The organism is Bacillus sp. SW14, assembly GCF_047608225.1.
Classification (GTDB): domain Bacteria; phylum Bacillota; class Bacilli; order Bacillales; family Bacillaceae; genus Bacillus; species Bacillus subtilis_G.
The window spans coordinates 935,052-951,595 of sequence record NZ_JBLKRW010000001.1; the positions used below are offsets into that span (position 1 = coordinate 935,052).

A 16,544-nucleotide genomic window follows, 5' to 3' on the forward strand; every position below is an offset into this window, starting at 1 on the left:
GGCTGCTGTTTAAGCAGCCGTTCTTCTAAATATACTGCTGTTTTAATAGATATTTAAGCTGCTCCGCATCTTTGGCGAGGGTTTCAGACTCCGTCAGATTATGGATCATCCCTTTTATGATCGCCAGCTTCGGTGTTTTTTTCTTCATTTCTGCTTCAAGTATGTCCAAGCTCTCCGATAATTCAAGAGAGGAGTTTGTGTTTAAGCTGTTAATTTTGTCACGAAGGCTTTTCACAATCGATTCAGTCAGCGGGTCAGGCCGTCCGTGCGTAAGAGGCCCAAATAAAGAGCTTGCCTCTTCCAATGTGACGAAAGGCTTATCGTTTCGTTCAGACATGCCTTGTACCATATCATCAATTCTATTCATCATGATATCAGCTAATTGGTCAGGCTTCACAGTGTGGCCGAGCAGGATCATGCATTCCAGATAAATTTGGCTGATGCCCTCTATTAAGAAACAAAGCTCTGCAGTATACGGTTCCGCCTTTTTTCCGTAAATGTTCAGCAGGCTGTCGATATGAAATTGAAGTGAGGACTGGCGGACTTTTTTTGCGCATTGCTCCACTTCTGCTGTGTAAGGCAGAGAACCCTCCTTCATCTGCATGCCGATAAAATCCTTGTGTTCAAGGATGTTTTCATAGAGCACGGTCAGCTGTTTGCGGTAAGCTGTTCTGGGGCTGTCACCCTTCGTTTGTATATTTAAAATTCGGGTAAACGTTTTATCGTAATAGTAATTCAGCATAGACAGAAGAAGCGCTTCTTTCGAAGGAAAATAAATATAAAAAGCGCCTTTAGATATTTTGCATGCTTTTGCGATTTCCTGAACTGATGTTGAGTTGTATCCTTTTTGGGCAAATAGTTTTAAGGCTGTTTCAATAATCAGCTTTTCTTTTTCCTTCAATGGTTCCACCCTTTCGGAGCCCGGAGGCTTGCATAGGATATGACCATATAGTCACATCTTCTGTTATAAAATTAACCTTATTGTAACTTGTTTTTTTATCATGTATTATTTATATTATAAATTGAGATGACCAAACGGTCAAAGCTCAAGCGAAAGGGTGAATCTTAAATGAGAGAATTGGACGAAATGATCAGCCGCTTGCGAAACAGAGGAATTAAAGTGGAAAAAGTCAAATATCCAAAGCAAACTTTGTCAGAGAAAAAATGGGTTCATCAATGCAAACAGCCGCTCAAAACAAATTACAGAGATTTTAACGGCTATTCTTTCACATGAAAAAATAGACTGCAAAAAACATTTACAGTCTATTTAGGCACTGCTATTCGGTATGTTACACCCGTTTTGTCATTTTCAATTGAGATAGACGCCTGATGAAGAGTTAAAATTCGTTTTACGATGCTGAGACCAATGCCGAATTCGCCTTTCTTCCCCTTATTAAAAGGCTCATAGAGGCTGGAGAGCATCTCATCTTCAATATGCGGACCGTCATTTTTAATGGTGATCACGATATTCCGATCATCTTGTTTCATGCTGATTTCTATTTTTGCCGCAGCATAACGGATTTGATTTTCCAGAATATTCTCGAGAAGTTTATTCCATTGCTCCGGATCGCCCGGCATCAGAATGTCTTCCGTTACATTAATTTCCCACGATAATTCTTTTCGCGCCCACTTGAGTCTTTCAATGACTTCTTCTGTCACTTCCACGATACTGAACATATCGTATTGCACTTTTTGCTTCGCTAAATAATCCAGCTTCGTTAAATATAATAAATCCTTTATTTTTTTCTCCAGCTTAAGGGCTTCGCCTTCAATGACATCTACTGTATTTTCAAGGTCTCCTTTAGGAAAAATCCCATCTTTAATCGATTGCGTATAGCCTCTGATGACCATAACCGGCGTCTTTAAATCGTGAGAGATATTTTGCAATAGGGTTCTTTCTGTTTCGTCCTTTTGCACAAGCTTTTGGCGCATCTCTTCAATGGTATGGCCCAATTTGCCGATCTCATCTTTCCGATCCACTTTCACTGGGTCATCCCAATCCTGTTCGGAAATCCGTTTGACGTGCTTTTCAAATGACACGAGAGGCCTTGATAAATACTTCGCAAGCCAAATGGCCGGAATCCAGCTTAATAAAATGACAACAGCTATAATAAACAGAAGCTGTTTGAATAGGGTATAGGCCAAATCGTCCCGATAAGAATCAAGCGCGTAAGAGAGCATCATAGCTGATTGTCCATTGACGGAAAGCCCCTTTTTGATGACAAAAAATACTTTCTCTCCATTGACGTCTGCGCTGTACCGTTTCTTTTCGTCCTTCTGTTTATCGGCCAGCTTGTACACCTTATGGATAAACGAAGACGATAGAATGCTTAAATCCTTGTCTGAAGAAGATTTTTCATTTTCAGGCAAAAGCACGTGCTGTACGGAGCGGACGGTTGTCGGCGCCGTGGCTTCCTCGCTGTAATAGCGCCTTTCAATTGAACCAGGAAGGCGGTACTCCGTCAGAACATGCTGCTCATTTTCAATCGTCGTATACGTTTCATTGGTGAAGAAATCGCGCAGCGTGTTTGAAAATAAAACAAGCAGCAAAATGGATATCGCTAACAGGATGCCGGATATGACAACCCATATTTGAAACGAGAGCGGCTTGTTTTTCATGATGTCATCATCCTGTAGCCGAACCCGTAAATCGTCTCCACCTTCAATTCAGGCATCTTTTTGCGCAGTCTCCGGACGAGGTCATCAACGACCCGGTCTGTTCCAAAGTAGTCATATCCCCATACTTTAATGAGAATATCCTCACGAGAGTATGGGTGTCCTTTATGATGGATAAATAACAGCAGCAGATCAAATTCCTTCGCCGTCAAATTGATGATATTTCCGTTTTCATCATAAACCTCACGGGCGTCTTCTGAGACCCGATACGAGGAGACGGCGATTTCATGTTTTTGTACAGGCGGAGCGTCCTTATAAACGAGCTCCAGCAGCTTTTGTACACGTATAATCAGCTCCCGCGGCAGGAATGGCTTTGAAATATAGTCGTTGCTGCCAAGCTCTAAGCCAAGCACTCTGTCAATATCTGCATCTCGGGCGGAAATGAAAATGACCGGCACGTCAGGGTCTTTCGCTTTGATTTCTTTTATTAATGTATAGCCGTCGGTATCCGGCAGCATGATATCGAGAATCCACAGATGGGGAGACGGCGTCATTTTCTTTCTGGCGTCTTCACCTTTCGTAAAAGATGTAATGTTCCAGCCCTCATTCTCTAAATACTTCGTCAGCAGTTCATTGAGATTATCCTCATCTTCAACTAGATAAATGGTGTATGACAAGGCTCTTCACATCCTTTCAACGTCATTATAAACTAGTTTTAACATAAGGCAGGCGATTTTCATAATTTCACATATTCTTTTCATTTTTATCCCACAATGTTTGTTTATGATATGTATAAGGGAAGAAAGGAAGAAAAAGAGCGAGGAAGATGCAGGATGATCAAACATATTCTATTTTGGTGCTTTGCTTTTCTCCTCATCATTGGGACAATTGAACTTGTACATGCGATGAATATGTAACGATAAATGAAAAACCGTTAAAGGAGTGTAAGAACATGGATTATCGACGTGATGACCAAAACGATCAACATCAAACAGAATCTTCACATACAGAACATCAGGATACAGAAAACCGGCAGCAGATTAACCATCCTGAACAGGAATTGCTTGACGCGCCTGCTTCGTATGAAGCGGGACGGCAAGAAACGGCTTCCGCTTTAGAAATGGAAAAGACAGAAACGGCTGTGAAAAAAGAAAAGAAACGAAGAGCCGCATGGCTGAGCCCGATTTTAGGCGGGATTATCGGCGGGGGCCTGATGCTCGGGATCGCGCCTTATCTGCCGTCGGATCAAGATCAGACGACCGAGACCGCTTCCGCCAATAAACAGGTGCAGTCAGATAATTTTACAACGACACCAATCACGAACGCTTCAAACGTCGCGGATATGGTAGAGGATTTAGAGCCGACGATTGTCGGAATCTCAAATATCCAAACCTCGCAAAATAACACTTTCGGCACGGGAGGCGGTTCCAGCTCAGAAAGTGAAAGCGGAACCGGGTCAGGCGTTATTTTCAAAAAAGAAAGCAATAAAGCGTATATCATTACAAATAACCATGTCGTTGAAGGCGCGAATAAGCTGACTGTCACGTTATACAACGGAGAAACAGAGACTGCCAAGCTTGTCGGCAGCGACGCCATTACGGATTTGGCTGTTCTGGAAATCAGCGGCAAAAACATCAAAAAAGTGGCGAGCTTCGGTGACTCTTCACAGCTGCGTACGGGAGAAAAAGTAATCGCCATCGGAAATCCGCTCGGACAGCAGTTTTCCGGTACGGTGACACAAGGCATCATCAGCGGATTGAACCGGACGATTGATGTGGATACCACACAAGGCACGGTGGAAATGAACGTGCTGCAAACTGACGCAGCGATCAATCCGGGGAACAGCGGAGGCCCATTAATCAATGCAAGCGGACAGGTCATTGGCATCAACAGTTTGAAGGTGAGCGAAAGCGGCGTAGAGTCACTTGGATTTGCGATCCCGAGCAATGATGTCGAGCCGATTGTTGACAGTCTGCTGGAAAATGGAAAGGTAGATCGTCCGTTTTTAGGCGTGCAAATGATTGACATGTCACAAGTACCGGAAACGTATCAGGAAAATACGCTCGGCCTGTTTGGAGATCAATTGGGCAAAGGTGTTTATGTAAAAGAAGTTCAGGCGAATTCACCAGCGGCAAAAGCAGGTATTAAATCTGAGGATGTCATTGTCAAACTAAACGGTAAAGACGTGGAAAGCAGCGCGGATATCCGTCAGATCCTTTATAAAGACTTGAAAGTCGGAGATAAAACGACAATTCAAGTGCTGCGAAACGGAAAAACGAAAACCTTGAACGTGACACTGACCAAGCAGACAGAAAGCAGCTCAAGCTAGGAATAATCAAAAAGCTGAACCCGAAAAGGGTTCAGCTTTTTTTATCCTAAGTAAGCGGAAAGCATCCACACTTGTTTTTCAACTTCATCAATTAATCCGACAAATAAGTCCGCTGTGGCATTGTCTTGATTCTCTTCAGCCAGGCCGATCACGAATTTAGATTCGCTGCTGATTTGTTTGTAGTCTTTTACCAAGGCTTGTACCATGTCTGACGCTGATGTTTCGTTCCCGCCGTCTGTAATAGACGCATGCTCAGTGTACTCTTTCAATGTGGCAACAGGCTGGCCGCCGATCGCCAGCAGGCGTTCAGCAATGGTATCGAGTGTTTCCGCCGCATGGTCATACAGTTCTTCAAATTTTTCATGTAATGTAAAGAAATGCGGCCCTTTCACATACCAATGGAAACGGTGGAGCTTAGAGTATAAAAGAAACCAGTTTGATAATTGTGTGTTCATTGAATTCTCAACTAATGTTTGATTTGTTTTTGCGTTTTCAGTTTTCATAAGATAACGTCCTCCTTGTGATCTGTTAATTTAATTATAACACGTATTAATTAAAAATCAATACTAAATTATAATGATTATAATTTAGATGAACTGAATAGTTTTTTCTTTAGGATAGACTCCCATGCAGACCAAGGAAAAAGCGATCGGAATAACAAGGTGAGCTTGATGCCTTTTCCGATCGGGTATCGCAATTTCTCTAGATGCTGTTTTGTCGCCAATTGATATATGAGGTCGGCAACCTCTTGAGGATCTCCGCTTTCATCTGCGTTTTTTTCAACGTAGGAAAGGATCTTTTTGTAGTATTGATGATAGGCTGAATCGTCAGCAGGCACCGACATATAATGTGATAATGAGGTTGACCAGATCGATGTCTTGTATGAGCCAGGCTCGACCAATGCGGTTTGGATACCGAACGGAAGCAGCTCCGCACGCAGGCTCTCAGAAAAACCCTCCAATGCATGCTTGGAAGAGGCATAAGGCGACATCGCGGGGAATCCGGTCAGACCGCTGATGCTGCTCATATTTATAATCTTTGCTCCGCTATGCTTTCTTATGTAAGGCAGAACGGTTTTTGTCACATGAATTACTCCGAAGACATTCGTTTCAAATTGTTGTCTGAAATGTTCCATCGGGACATCCTCGACAAATCCCCCGTAAGCCGTTCCTGCGTTGTTGACGAGAAGATCAATGGGAGCGTAAGAGCTAACGGCTTTTCCAAATGAGGCGATGGATTGCTCATCGGTGACATCGAGAGTGGTAATATGAATAGAATCAGCCACATTGTGTGCTGCGGCCAATACCCGAAGTTCTTCTGCTTTCTCAGGCTGTCTTGTTGTGGCAATCACGAAAAATGACTTGGCGAGCTTCACGGCTGTCAGCTGGCCAAAGCCTTTTGACGCTCCTGTTACGATTGCGATTTTTTTATTCATCATATACCTCCTATGTAACTGCTACAGCTATTGTACAATCATGAACGGAAAATGACGCTTATAAAAGAATTTTTATACAATAATTCAGAATTATTCTATAATAAAACGAAAGAAGGAAAGGGGTTTTATGTTATGGCGCTGCAAGGGGTAGACCAAAGATGGGATCTTGATTCATTTTTTAAGGGCGGGAGTCAGTCAGAAGAATTCAAGGGATATATCGAAAAACTGTCACAAAGCCTGCGTGCATTTCAAGACATGACTGATGCGTTTCAGGTGCCCGAATCGACTGAAGAGGCTGAAGGGCTGACGGCAATACTTGATGTATTCGAACAAATATCCGTCAAGCTTCAGCAGGCCGGCGCTTTTGTCGCTTGTCTTCAGGCTCAAAATATCAGTGATCACAAGGCTAATGAGTATAAATCGCTGATGCATCAGCTTTCTGCAGATTTTCAGTCCTCTCTCGTCACATTAGATCATAAGCTTGTGGACATTGAACAAGACGTGTGGAATGAATTGTTAACAAAACCGGGATTATGCGATGTATCGTACATATTAAATGAAAGAAGACAGAGGGTTGCCGAAAAGCTCGGCCCCGGTAAAGAAAAACTGATTGGAAACCTTGCGGTGGACGGATATCACGCTTGGAGTGACTTATACAATATGGTTGTCGGGAAAATGACGATCCCGTATGAGGAAAATGGCGGGAACAAGCCATTGTCTGTCGGTCAGGCTGAAAATATGCTGGCTCATCAAGACCGTGCTGTCAGAAAAACAGTATATGAACATTTGCATCAAGCGTGGAAAAGCAAGCAGGATATTTTTAGCAGCACGCTGAATCATTTGGCGGGATTCCGGCTTGAAACCTATCATGCGCGCGGCTGGGAGGATGTCCTGAAGGAGCCGCTGCAAATCAACAGGATGAAAAAAGAAACACTGGATACGATGTGGCAGGTCATCACCGAAAACAAGCAGCCGTTCGTTCAGTTTCTGAACCGGAAAGCGTCCATGCTCGGTCTTGAAAAGCTCAGCTGGTACGATGTTGAGGCCCCAATTGGGTCTGATGGAAAGGTCTACTCATATGATGAAGCCGCAAATGTTATCGTCAGCCAGTTTTCAACGTTTGGCAAAAAGCTTTCCGCTTTCACTGAGAAAGCGTTTCGGGACCGTTGGATTGAAGCGGAAGACAGGAGCGGAAAAAGGGTCGGCGGCTTTTGCACGAGTTTCCCGGACAGTGGAGAATCACGGATTTTCATGACGTTTTCGGGAAGCGCCTCAAATGTCTCAACGCTTGCACATGAGCTCGGACACGCGTTCCATCAGGAAGCGATGCTTAATGTCAGACCGTTAAACCGGTCCTATGCCATGAACGTCGCGGAAACGGCTTCAACGTTTGCGGAGATGATCGTGGCAGACGCGACTGTTCAGCAGGCGGAGACGAAGGAAGAAAAGCTTGTCCTTCTCGAGGATAAAGTGCAAAGAAGCGTTGCTTTCTTCATGAATATCCATGCCAGATTCCTATTCGAAACGAGGTTTCACGAAGAACGAAAGCGGGGAGCAGTACCGGCAGACCGTCTGAATGAGCTGATGGAGGAGGCGCAAAAAGAGGCATACTGCAATGCGTTAGGAGAGTATCATCCGCTCTTTTGGGCGTCGAAGCTCCACTTTCATATCACGAGGGTGCCGTTTTACAATTTCCCTTATACGTTCGGTTATCTGTTTTCTCTCGGCATTTACGCACTGGCGCTTGAAGAAAAAAACGCGTTCGAAGAGAAGTATATCGCGCTATTGCGAGATACGGCTTCTATGACCGTGGAGGATTTGGCGATGAAGCATTTGGGCGCTGACATTACGAAGCGCGATTTTTGGGAGAATGCCATCAAGCTGGCTGTGCGGGACGCGGAAATCTTTTTGCAAATGACTGAATCTTAAAGAAAAGCCGTGGCGTCATACGCCTCGGCTTTTTCAATTCTTCTCTGAATGAGGATTTCATTCTCGGGACATACCTAAAACAAATGGGATCCTACAGGGGGGGAAACAAATGCATTTGATCAGAGCAGCCGGGGCTGTTTGCCTCGCAGTGGTTCTGATTGCGGGCTGCCGTCTCAATGAAGACCAGCAGCAGGCAAAAGGAGAAAATACAGCCGTCACCCAACTGAAGTCTGTTCCTTACAGCGATTTCTCGCTTCGGGTGAGTTACGGGGATGGAGAGCATGATCGTTATGAAGGTGTATATTCAAAAAATGGAACTCGTGAAATAGCGGAAATACAGGATAAGCTCTCTGGCGTAAACCAGGAGGGGGAAGAAGCATTGGATGAGATGAAAATGATCCTGAGCGAGCTTTCCGTGACAGATCATATGGCTGAATCAGAAGTGATACACAGTGTGCTGGCAGCTTTTAATTTGGACAGCCATTATGACCATATCGACTTAAAACTAAAGCTGAAGAATGGCTCAATAAGAGAAATTAAGAAATAATCCTGTGATAAAAAACCCATAACCCCCAATTATGTCCAAAAAACTAATTGAAAATGATTTTCAAAGTCATTGTTTTCTGCTACAATGAGGGATATATGACCATATCAAATGGCTGAATATCGAATCACTTGCATTGATGACAATTGACTTAACACGCATGTATATAGAAAACGTGCAATACATAGTGCTGCTAAAAAGCCAGCAAAAAGGAGCGGTTATGGGTATGAGTGCAATTTCTACAGAAACGCTGAGCTTAGGATACGGGGATGCCGTTATTATTGATGAGTTGAATTTAACCATTCCAAAAGGTGAAATTACCGTATTTATTGGCAGTAATGGCTGCGGAAAATCGACACTTTTACGTTCATTAGCGCGTCTGATGAAGCCGAGAGGCGGTTCAGTGCTGCTGGAAGGAAGAGCGATTGCCAAGCTTCCAACGAAGGAAGTCGCAAAAGAGCTCGCAATCCTGCCGCAGGGTCCTTCGGCTCCAGAGGGGCTGACGGTGCACCAGCTGGTGAAGCAAGGAAGATATCCTTATCAAAACTGGCTGAAACAGTGGTCAAAAGAGGATGAGGCAGCAGTTGAGAGAGCGCTTAAAGCAACAAAACTTGAGGACATGGCTGACCGCGCCGTCGATTCTTTGTCAGGAGGACAGCGCCAGCGGGCTTGGATCGCGATGACGCTTGCGCAGGAAACGGATATTATCCTTCTGGATGAGCCGACGACGTATTTGGACATGACGCACCAAATTGAAATTCTTGATTTGCTGTTTGAGCTGAATGAAAAGGAAGAGCGGACGATTGTTATGGTTCTCCATGACTTAAACTTGGCGTGCCGCTATGCGCATCATCTTGTGGCTATAAAAGATAAACAAATTTATGCTGAAGGCCGTCCGGAAGAAGTCATCACTTGTGATCTTGTGCAAAATGTGTTTTCTATGAACTGTCAGGTCACACAGGACCCGCTGTTCGGAACGCCTCTTTGCATCCCTCATGGCAGGGGCAGATGCATTGTCCGGGAAGCGGCTTTTACATCACATGGATAAATAAACGCCAGCGAAGGAGCTTTCACTTGAGAAAGCTCCTTGCTGTTTTTTCGAAAGGAAGATGGAAAATGGAACAAAAACTTAAGGAACAGCTCGATGGATTGCTGGAGAAGTATACTGAGCTTCTGCTTGGTGAATCAAACAATGAGCTAAAAGAAGAAGTGAAGCAATGGATTTTGTACACGCATATAGCCAAAAGCATGCCGCCGCTTGCTAAGCATTGGAATGCGACATATCCTGACGCGAAGCAGGGCATTAAAGATGTCATTCAGCATATTAAGGAATTGAATGAAACACATCGAAACAAATAATAATTAAAAAAGCAGCCTGCCAATCACAGCAGACTGCTTTTTTGTGATGCTGCCGTTTGATCTGGTGCGAAGGAATCCATAAAAGTCCGCAGCGCGCTGCTGATAAACGAATCTTTTCGGACAATAAATTCTGTTTTCATCTGTCTGAGAGCTTTAGGCAGCGGGTACACGCGAATCGACCCTTCAGCCTCGTGTTTTTGCACAACCGTTCTCGGCAGCAACGAGATGCCAAGACCTGCTGTAACCCCGCCGATAATCGCTTCAAGCGTACCAAATTCCATAATAACCGGCTGTGTGACGCCGGCAGCGCGCAGCCATTTTTCGAGTGTTTCCCGATACGAACAGCCTGTGCTGTAAACGAGAATCGGCTTTGTGATGGCTTCCTCTGCATCGGATACGGAAGCTGCCGAAACAACCACTGGTTCTTCCTCAAATGCAGGATAGGACACGAGCTCGGGATGATTGCATTCACATCCGATAAAGGCGCCATCCAATTCATACCGGAGAACTTTATCAATGAGAAATTGTGTATGACCTGTTGTTAAAGACAGCTGGACGTTTGGATGTTCTTCATAATAAGAAGCCAGAAGCTTCGGAAGCCTTACCGCGGCGGTTGTCTGAGTGGAGCCGATCATAAGCGGCCCGCTTGGTTCGAGAGAGGATGAGAGCGCTTTAGACGCCTCATCCAGCAGGCCGATAATTTTATTGGCGTAGTCCAGCAACAGCTTTCCGCTTGCAGAAAGTGTCATGCCCCGGTTATGGCGCAAAAACAGCATGGTGCCCAGCTCAGCTTCCAATTGCTGAATTCTGGCTGTGACATTCGATTGCACATAGCCAAGCTGCAGGGCTGCTTTCGTAATGGAGCCTTCACGGGCTACCATTTGAAACACACGTAAATCTCCGCTTTCCATTTTGAATTCCTCCGTTCGTTTGTTGATATCAATCTGAGTGATAGCAAGTATCTTTAACAATCATTATACGTAACACCAAACCTGAATTACAATGGAATTAGCAAGATAATTTCATAAACAGCAAGGAGTGGCGGCAATGAATGTCATGAACAAAATAGCTCTCGTAACAGGGGGCGCAACAGGAATCGGAAGAGCAGCCAGCATGGAATTGGCAAAACGCGGTGCGGTTGTTGCGGTGAATTATTCACGTTCGCAATCCGAAGCGAAGGAAACAGTGGAAATGATTCAAAAAGATGGCGGGCAAGCCTTCGCCATACGAGCAGATGTATCAAAAAACACCGAAGTGCAGGACATGGTTCACTCGATCGTAAAAACGCACGGCACGATTGATGTTTTAGTCAATAACGCCAGCATTACACGGCATATTCCAATGGATGATCTTGAAGCGGCGACAGAAGATGTCTGGGATGAGCTGTACGCTGTCAACGTGAAAGGGATGTTTTTCTGCGCGCGGGCAGTGGTTCCGTTCATGAAAAAAAGCAAGGCTGGGGCGATCGTAAATGTCGGCAGCATCGCAGGGTTAACCGGGGCGGGTTCATCTATGCCTTATGCAGTGTCAAAATCGGCGGTGCACGGTTTAACGAAATCATTGGCTCACGCCTTAGCGCCCGAAATCAGAGTGAGCGGTGTAGCACCGGGAGCTGTCGCAACGAGATGGTGGGCTGGCCGGGAAGAAAAAATGAAAAACATGATCGGCGCTTTGCCGCTGCAGCGTATTGCTGAACCGGATGATGTCGCCAAATTGATCTGTTCGCTTGTTGAACAGGAATCACTTACAGGCCAAATCATCACAATTGACAGCGGACAGACGCTGTAAAGAGAGGAGATGCGGGGGATGCCATTTGTACAGATTCATTTACGGGCGGGAAGAAGTGAAGCGTGGCTTCAAAAACTAAGCAGGACGATCCATCAATCGATGATCGAAGAAATCAATGTGCCGGAAGATGACTATTTTCAAGTCATCAGGCAATATGAAAACAGCGAATTTTTTTATGATCCGTCTTATCTGCGGGTCGAGCGTACTGATGAATTGATATACATTCATTTTACGTTGAAAGATTCAAGAACAACTGAACAGAAAAAAGCGCTTTACCACTCAATCGCAAGCCGGATTCAATCCGGGCTTGGTGTAAGAAAAGAAGATGTGTTTATCATACTGGCCGGAAATCAGGATGAGGATTGGTCCTTCGGAAATGGAAGGGCTCAGATGATCGAATAAAAAACCCCGCGGGTTGGACCCGCGGGGCGCTCTATTAATGTGAAGGTGATTCAACGGCTTGTGCCGCTTTCTCTTTTACTTGTTCATCCGTTTTCTTATTCGATAGCTTGATAGGTTTTAAGAACAAGGTAAATACGGCTCCGACTGCGATAAAGATTAGGCCTGTATAAAACACGCTGTGGAGCGAATCCATCAACGATGTTTTTAAAATCGGCATAATATGGGATGAGAAAGCCGCAGGGATTTGTTTCAATGCGTCTGGACTGAACAGTGATTGCAGCAGCCCTTGCGGATTTGTATCAATCATACTCTTTAGCTGGTTGGCAAATGAGCTTGCCTGTGTCGGAAGTGAGTCTAAATATGGCACCAGTTTATCTGTTAATAAGTTTCCTGATCTCGCATTCATTACAGTTCCAAGCATGGTAATGCCGAATGTTCCTCCGATAGAACGGAAGAATTGGCTGGATGATGTGACAACCCCAAGCTCTTCTTTTGAAAAGCTTTCCTGTAAAGCCAGTGTCAGAATCGGCATAACCAGACCCATTCCCAGACCAATAATCGCCATATACGATGTAGCGACAAGCTTGCTCGTATCAAGACCCAAAGTCGTTAACAGCAGGAATCCTCCGGCCATAATCAGCATGCCTGTAATGATTTGCGGTTTAATGCCGATTTTGTAAACCAGCTGGCCGCCGATAATACTTGTAATAATCATTGAGATCATCATCGGTGTCATAATCGTGCCTGATTCAGACGCGCTTACACCGACAATTCCCTGCATAAAGAAAGGAACAAATGTAATTGCACCAAACATGCCGATACTCATAAAGAAACCGATCAAGTTTAAAAATGTAAACGTTCTGTTTTTAAATAGATACATTGGCAGGATCGGCTCTTTTGCTTTTGATTCTACGATAATAAAGCTGACAATGCCGATCAGCGCGAGTGCGAGCAAGCCAAGAATCTGCCATGAACCCCACGCGTAATCTTTTCCGCCAAAACTTAAGGCGAGAAGGAGGCTGACAATCCCGACTATCATCGTGAAAATCCCAGCGATATCGAAGTTGATCGGACCAGTCTGCTGGCGGCCCTGCAATCCTCTGGCAATAAAAATAACCGCAATAATTCCGACTGGAAGGTTAATATAGAAAACCCATTTCCAGTTTAGCGAGTCTACAATCCAACCGCCGATTTGCGGCCCAATCACTGAAGCCAGCCCGTAAATCGCGCCAAAGACCCCTTGGAATTTAGCACGCTGTTTTCCAGTGAACAAGTCACCGATGACAATCATCGCCATCGGCATCATAATGCCTCCGCCGATTCCCTGCAGTCCGCGGAAAATAATCAATTCTGTCATATTGTTGGCCATTCCGCACAAAGCGGAAGCTGCCATAAAAATAATCAAACCTGATACATAGACAATACGCCGTCCCAACAAATCGGCCAGTTTACCGGCAATCGGAACGACAGTTGTTGATGTTAACAAATATGCAGTTGTCAGCCAGGTCATCATGCTCAAACCGCCCAGATCACCGACAATTTTCGGCATGGCCGTTCCGACAATGGTACCGTCAAGAGCTGAAAAAAACATGGCAATAATTAAGCCTGTGATTAATAACGTCCGTTTTGATTGTTTGCCTTCATTACTCATTTCATCCGTTTCCTCTTTTCATGTTTTGCTTTTCAATCCGTTTCCGCTGCTGCCTGTGCGAGCTTTTCTGTAATACGCGCCGCCTGAAGCATTTCCTCCTCCGTCAAGAAGGAAAGGTATCGCGCCATAATGGCTTTTCTGCCTGCCAAAACCTCCTCGAACTTTCCGTCTCCTTCATCAGTCAGACTGATGTCAATCACTCGCCTGTCTTTTGTGTTGTGTGTTCTGGTGATGAGATTTTTTTGTTCAAGGCGATCTGCCATTAACGTCACAGCGCTTGGCTTGACCTCCATCCGCTCGGCGATTTCAGAAATTTTGAGGCTGCCGTGTTTTTTTAAGCTGGCCAACACAAACAGCTGCGCTGGGGTAATTCCTTGTTTCTCCATGCTTTCCAGCATTTCAGGCTGTATCTTTTGAAAGAGCGCCTGAAGTGATAATTGAATATCGGACATTAACTGATCCGCACTCTTCATGTTCATTTCCCCTCTATTACATAAACTGTATTTATATTTAAGATAGTAAAATAGTTAATGTGTATTAAATATAAATAAGTATTAATAAAAAGTCAACCAATTTCACATAAAAAAAGGATAGATGCCCTGAAGCACATCGTATCCTTTTTGCTCATGTATTTTATTGCTGATAAGGAGACTGCTGCTGAATGGTCTGCTGGAATTTTTGATAGGACTGCTGCAGCTTTTGGGCATCCTCCGCTTCGACAGAATACCATCCATATTGGAACATGAGGTCATACAGTTTTCTTTGCGTTTTTTGTGACTCATCAAAAATGGTTTGAATATCCTGATAGAGAGACTCATGGCTGAATTCGTTCAAGGCTGTACAATACGCAGTTGTCATATATTTTTCTGTTGTCAGCAGTTCGTTGACGAAATCTCTATCATTCATCTCCGAAGTTGTCGGTACAGGTGTCTCCGGGTTGCTGATTTTCTGATTTTGCTGATTCATTCTGGCGCCTCCTTATTGGATGTAGCCGGACTGCTGCTGGCCTGGCTGCAGGTGCTTTAATATTCTTTGATAGTGGTGATGATGCATGTGTCCGACGCGGTCGAGTTCTTGTTTTAACGATTGATCCTGGCACTTCTGCGCCATGAAATGCGCTTTTTTCATCGCGAGCAAATTCCAGTTCAGCATGTCATTCAGATACAAATGATCTTTTGTCGAAATAACGGAAGGCGGCATTTGTGATTGCTGCTGATTGTCCATTGTGATCCTCCTTTGGTTTTCTGTTCAATATATAGTTTCCTTTAGTCCGGGAGTTATATGCAGGTGTTTTGAAAATGGCGGCAGGAGGGAGTCGGATGTTGAGACATATATTTTTATTCTTATCTCAAAATAAAGCACTTACCAAGTTCGCGAAAGCATACGGGCCGCGGCTTGGGGCACGAAGGTTTGTCGCGGGGGATACAATTGAATCGGCGGTTAAGGCTGTCAAAAGGCTAAATAGATCCGGTTTGTGCGCAACAATTGATTATTTAGGCGAGTATGCAGCTTCAGAAAAAGAAGCGAAGCAAGTCGCAGAGGAATGCAAGAAAGCCATTCAAGCCATTGCCCAGCATCAATTGGACTCAGAGCTTTCACTCAAGCTGACTTCAATCGGGCTTGATCTTTCAGAAGAACTTGCCCTTTCTCATTTGCGTGCCATTCTATCCGCTGCGAGGCAATATGGTGTTGCTGTGACGATTGATATGGAAGACTATTCTCATTATGAACAGACACTCGCTATCTACAGGCAATGCAAACAGGAATTTGAAATGCTCGGCACGGTGATTCAGGCCTATTTGTACCGGGCGGCAGAAGATATCAGAAATATGCATGACTTAAAGCCGAATCTCAGACTTGTGAAAGGCGCTTATAAAGAATCTGCGGCTGTGGCATTCCCTGACAAAAAAGGAACAGACCTTCATTTTCAGAGTTTAATAAAACTGCAGCTGTTAAGCGGGAACTACACGGCTGTCGCCACACATGATGATGACATCATTGCGTTTACAAAACAGTTCGTGGGTGAACATCAGATCCCAGCGTCACAATTTGAGTTTCAAATGCTATATGGCATCAGACCGGAGCGGCAGAAGGAACTGGCTAAGGAAGGGTACAGAATGCGAGTGTATGTCCCATATGGAACGGACTGGTTCAGCTACTTTATGAGAAGAATTGGCGAACGGCCTGCCAATGCAGTGTTTGTGCTGAAAGGAATTTTGAAAAAATGAAAGCAGCCGCGGGAAGCAGCTGCGTCATGATTGTTCCATGTTATGTTTTTTATATTGCTGATTTTGACTTGTCCGTTTTCCGCCGCCGTAATGCTGAGTCGGACCGGCATCACCCTTCACGCTCGCCGCGCTGACTGCCGCTGAAGACGGATCTTTTTTCTCTCGCACCATTCCCTTCACCTCCGGGTTTAAGTTGCCCGTCTTTTATAAGCTTCATGCAAAAAAATAACAAATTAGCTATTGAAGTCGAAGCGGAAATCTTT

19 protein-coding genes and 1 pseudogene are annotated in these 16,544 nt (G+C 44.6%); 9 read left to right on the top strand and 11 right to left on the bottom strand.

The window, feature by feature from the left end:
• Positions 1 to 25: 25 nt before the first annotated feature.
• Positions 26 to 901: a TetR/AcrR family transcriptional regulator gene (locus ACMX2I_RS04735; protein WP_148964068.1), complete on the bottom strand. Its 876-nt coding sequence runs from the start codon at positions 899 to 901 to the stop codon at positions 26 to 28.
• Positions 902 to 1,069: 168 nt separating this feature from the next.
• On the opposite strand from ACMX2I_RS04735, the gene spxO reads away from it, so the two are divergent.
• Positions 1,070 to 1,234: an anti-adapter protein SpxO gene (gene spxO / locus ACMX2I_RS04740; RefSeq protein ID WP_003221681.1), complete on the top strand. Its 165-nt coding sequence runs from the start codon at positions 1,070 to 1,072 to the stop codon at positions 1,232 to 1,234.
• 29 nt (positions 1,235 to 1,263) lie between these two features.
• On the opposite strand, the gene cssS is transcribed toward spxO, so the two are convergent.
• Both cssS and cssR read right to left on the bottom strand, forming a co-directional pair.
• On the bottom strand, positions 1,264 to 2,619 hold the full coding sequence (gene cssS / locus ACMX2I_RS04745) for a secretion stress-responsive two-component system sensor histidine kinase CssS (RefSeq protein ID WP_414956325.1): 1,356 nt from the start codon (positions 2,617 to 2,619) through the stop codon (positions 1,264 to 1,266).
• The gene (gene cssR, locus ACMX2I_RS04750; protein ID WP_148964066.1) at positions 2,616 to 3,293 is read right to left on the bottom strand and encodes a secretion stress-responsive two-component system response regulator CssR; all 678 of its coding nucleotides are present in this window, start codon (positions 3,291 to 3,293) and stop codon (positions 2,616 to 2,618) included. The genes cssS and cssR overlap by 4 nt, the downstream gene beginning before the upstream one ends.
• 275 nt (positions 3,294 to 3,568) lie before the next feature.
• Here cssR and htrB point away from each other — a divergent pair, with 275 nt between their 5' ends.
• Positions 3,569 to 4,945: a serine protease Do-like protein HtrB gene (gene htrB, locus ACMX2I_RS04755; protein WP_414956326.1), complete on the top strand. Its 1,377-nt coding sequence runs from the start codon at positions 3,569 to 3,571 to the stop codon at positions 4,943 to 4,945.
• Positions 4,946 to 4,986: 41 nt separating this feature from the next.
• On the opposite strand, the gene mrgA is transcribed toward htrB, so the two are convergent.
• On the bottom strand, positions 4,987 to 5,448 hold the full coding sequence (gene mrgA, locus ACMX2I_RS04760) for a metalloregulation DNA-binding stress protein MgrA (protein WP_087991091.1): 462 nt from the start codon (positions 5,446 to 5,448) through the stop codon (positions 4,987 to 4,989).
• Between the two features lie 77 nt (positions 5,449 to 5,525).
• Entirely contained in the window at positions 5,526 to 6,380 is an 855-nt protein-coding gene (locus ACMX2I_RS04765) for an oxidoreductase (protein ID WP_414956327.1), read from the bottom strand.
• A 132-nt stretch (positions 6,381 to 6,512) separates the two neighbouring features.
• Between ACMX2I_RS04765 and ACMX2I_RS04770 the strand changes: the two genes are divergently transcribed.
• The 4 genes from ACMX2I_RS04770 (at position 6,513) to ACMX2I_RS04785 (ending at position 10,212) form a co-directional block, all read left to right on the top strand.
• Positions 6,513 to 8,309: a M3 family oligoendopeptidase gene (locus ACMX2I_RS04770; protein WP_414956328.1), complete on the top strand. Its 1,797-nt coding sequence runs from the start codon at positions 6,513 to 6,515 to the stop codon at positions 8,307 to 8,309.
• Positions 8,310 to 8,418: 109 nt separating this feature from the next.
• Positions 8,419 to 8,856, top strand: a complete 438-nt coding sequence (locus ACMX2I_RS04775; protein WP_394716390.1) for a YusW family protein — start codon at positions 8,419 to 8,421, stop codon at positions 8,854 to 8,856.
• 217 nt (positions 8,857 to 9,073) lie between these two features.
• A complete protein-coding gene (locus tag ACMX2I_RS04780) occupies positions 9,074 to 9,901 on the top strand; it encodes an ABC transporter ATP-binding protein (protein WP_148964060.1) in 828 nt (275 codons plus the stop codon).
• A gap of 26 nt (positions 9,902 to 9,927) precedes the next feature.
• A complete protein-coding gene (locus ACMX2I_RS04785; RefSeq protein WP_148964059.1) occupies positions 9,928 to 10,212 on the top strand; it encodes a YusU family protein in 285 nt (94 codons plus the stop codon).
• A 23-nt stretch (positions 10,213 to 10,235) separates the two neighbouring features.
• Here ACMX2I_RS04785 and ACMX2I_RS04790 read toward each other — a convergent pair whose 3' ends face one another.
• Positions 10,236 to 11,123 carry a LysR family transcriptional regulator gene (locus ACMX2I_RS04790; RefSeq protein WP_414956329.1) on the bottom strand — a complete coding sequence of 296 codons (888 nt, stop codon included), beginning with the start codon at positions 11,121 to 11,123 and terminating at the stop codon, positions 10,236 to 10,238.
• A 136-nt stretch (positions 11,124 to 11,259) separates the two neighbouring features.
• On the opposite strand from ACMX2I_RS04790, the gene ACMX2I_RS04795 reads away from it, so the two are divergent.
• On the top strand, positions 11,260 to 12,000 hold the full coding sequence (locus ACMX2I_RS04795) for an SDR family NAD(P)-dependent oxidoreductase (protein ID WP_414956330.1): 741 nt from the start codon (positions 11,260 to 11,262) through the stop codon (positions 11,998 to 12,000).
• An 18-nt stretch (positions 12,001 to 12,018) separates the two neighbouring features.
• Complete coding sequence (locus ACMX2I_RS04800; protein ID WP_202328063.1) at positions 12,019 to 12,402, top strand: tautomerase family protein; 384 nt, start codon at positions 12,019 to 12,021, stop codon at positions 12,400 to 12,402.
• A gap of 34 nt (positions 12,403 to 12,436) precedes the next feature.
• Here the strand turns inward: ACMX2I_RS04800 and mdtP are convergent, their stop codons facing one another.
• From mdtP to ACMX2I_RS04820, 4 genes and pseudogenes are all read right to left on the bottom strand, one after another.
• The gene (mdtP, locus tag ACMX2I_RS04805) at positions 12,437 to 14,053 is read right to left on the bottom strand and encodes a multidrug efflux MFS transporter MdtP (protein WP_414956331.1); all 1,617 of its coding nucleotides are present in this window, start codon (positions 14,051 to 14,053) and stop codon (positions 12,437 to 12,439) included.
• Position 14,054: 1 nt separating this feature from the next.
• Positions 14,055 to 14,526 (bottom strand): annotated as a pseudogene (gene mdtR / locus ACMX2I_RS04810) (MarR family transcriptional regulator MdtR).
• Between the two features lie 160 nt (positions 14,527 to 14,686).
• On the bottom strand, positions 14,687 to 15,019 hold the full coding sequence (locus ACMX2I_RS04815; RefSeq protein WP_087991082.1) for a spore coat protein: 333 nt from the start codon (positions 15,017 to 15,019) through the stop codon (positions 14,687 to 14,689).
• Between the two features lie 12 nt (positions 15,020 to 15,031).
• The gene (locus tag ACMX2I_RS04820; protein ID WP_414956332.1) at positions 15,032 to 15,277 is read right to left on the bottom strand and encodes a hypothetical protein; all 246 of its coding nucleotides are present in this window, start codon (positions 15,275 to 15,277) and stop codon (positions 15,032 to 15,034) included.
• 95 nt (positions 15,278 to 15,372) lie between these two features.
• Here ACMX2I_RS04820 and ACMX2I_RS04825 point away from each other — a divergent pair, with 95 nt between their 5' ends.
• Entirely contained in the window at positions 15,373 to 16,281 is a 909-nt protein-coding gene (locus ACMX2I_RS04825; protein WP_414956333.1) for a proline dehydrogenase family protein, read from the top strand.
• A 24-nt stretch (positions 16,282 to 16,305) separates the two neighbouring features.
• Here the strand turns inward: ACMX2I_RS04825 and ACMX2I_RS04830 are convergent, their stop codons facing one another.
• Positions 16,306 to 16,452 (bottom strand): YuzL family protein, encoded by a 147-nt coding sequence (locus ACMX2I_RS04830; RefSeq protein ID WP_087991079.1) that lies wholly within the window; start codon positions 16,450 to 16,452, stop codon positions 16,306 to 16,308.
• Positions 16,453 to 16,544 lie beyond the last annotated feature (92 nt).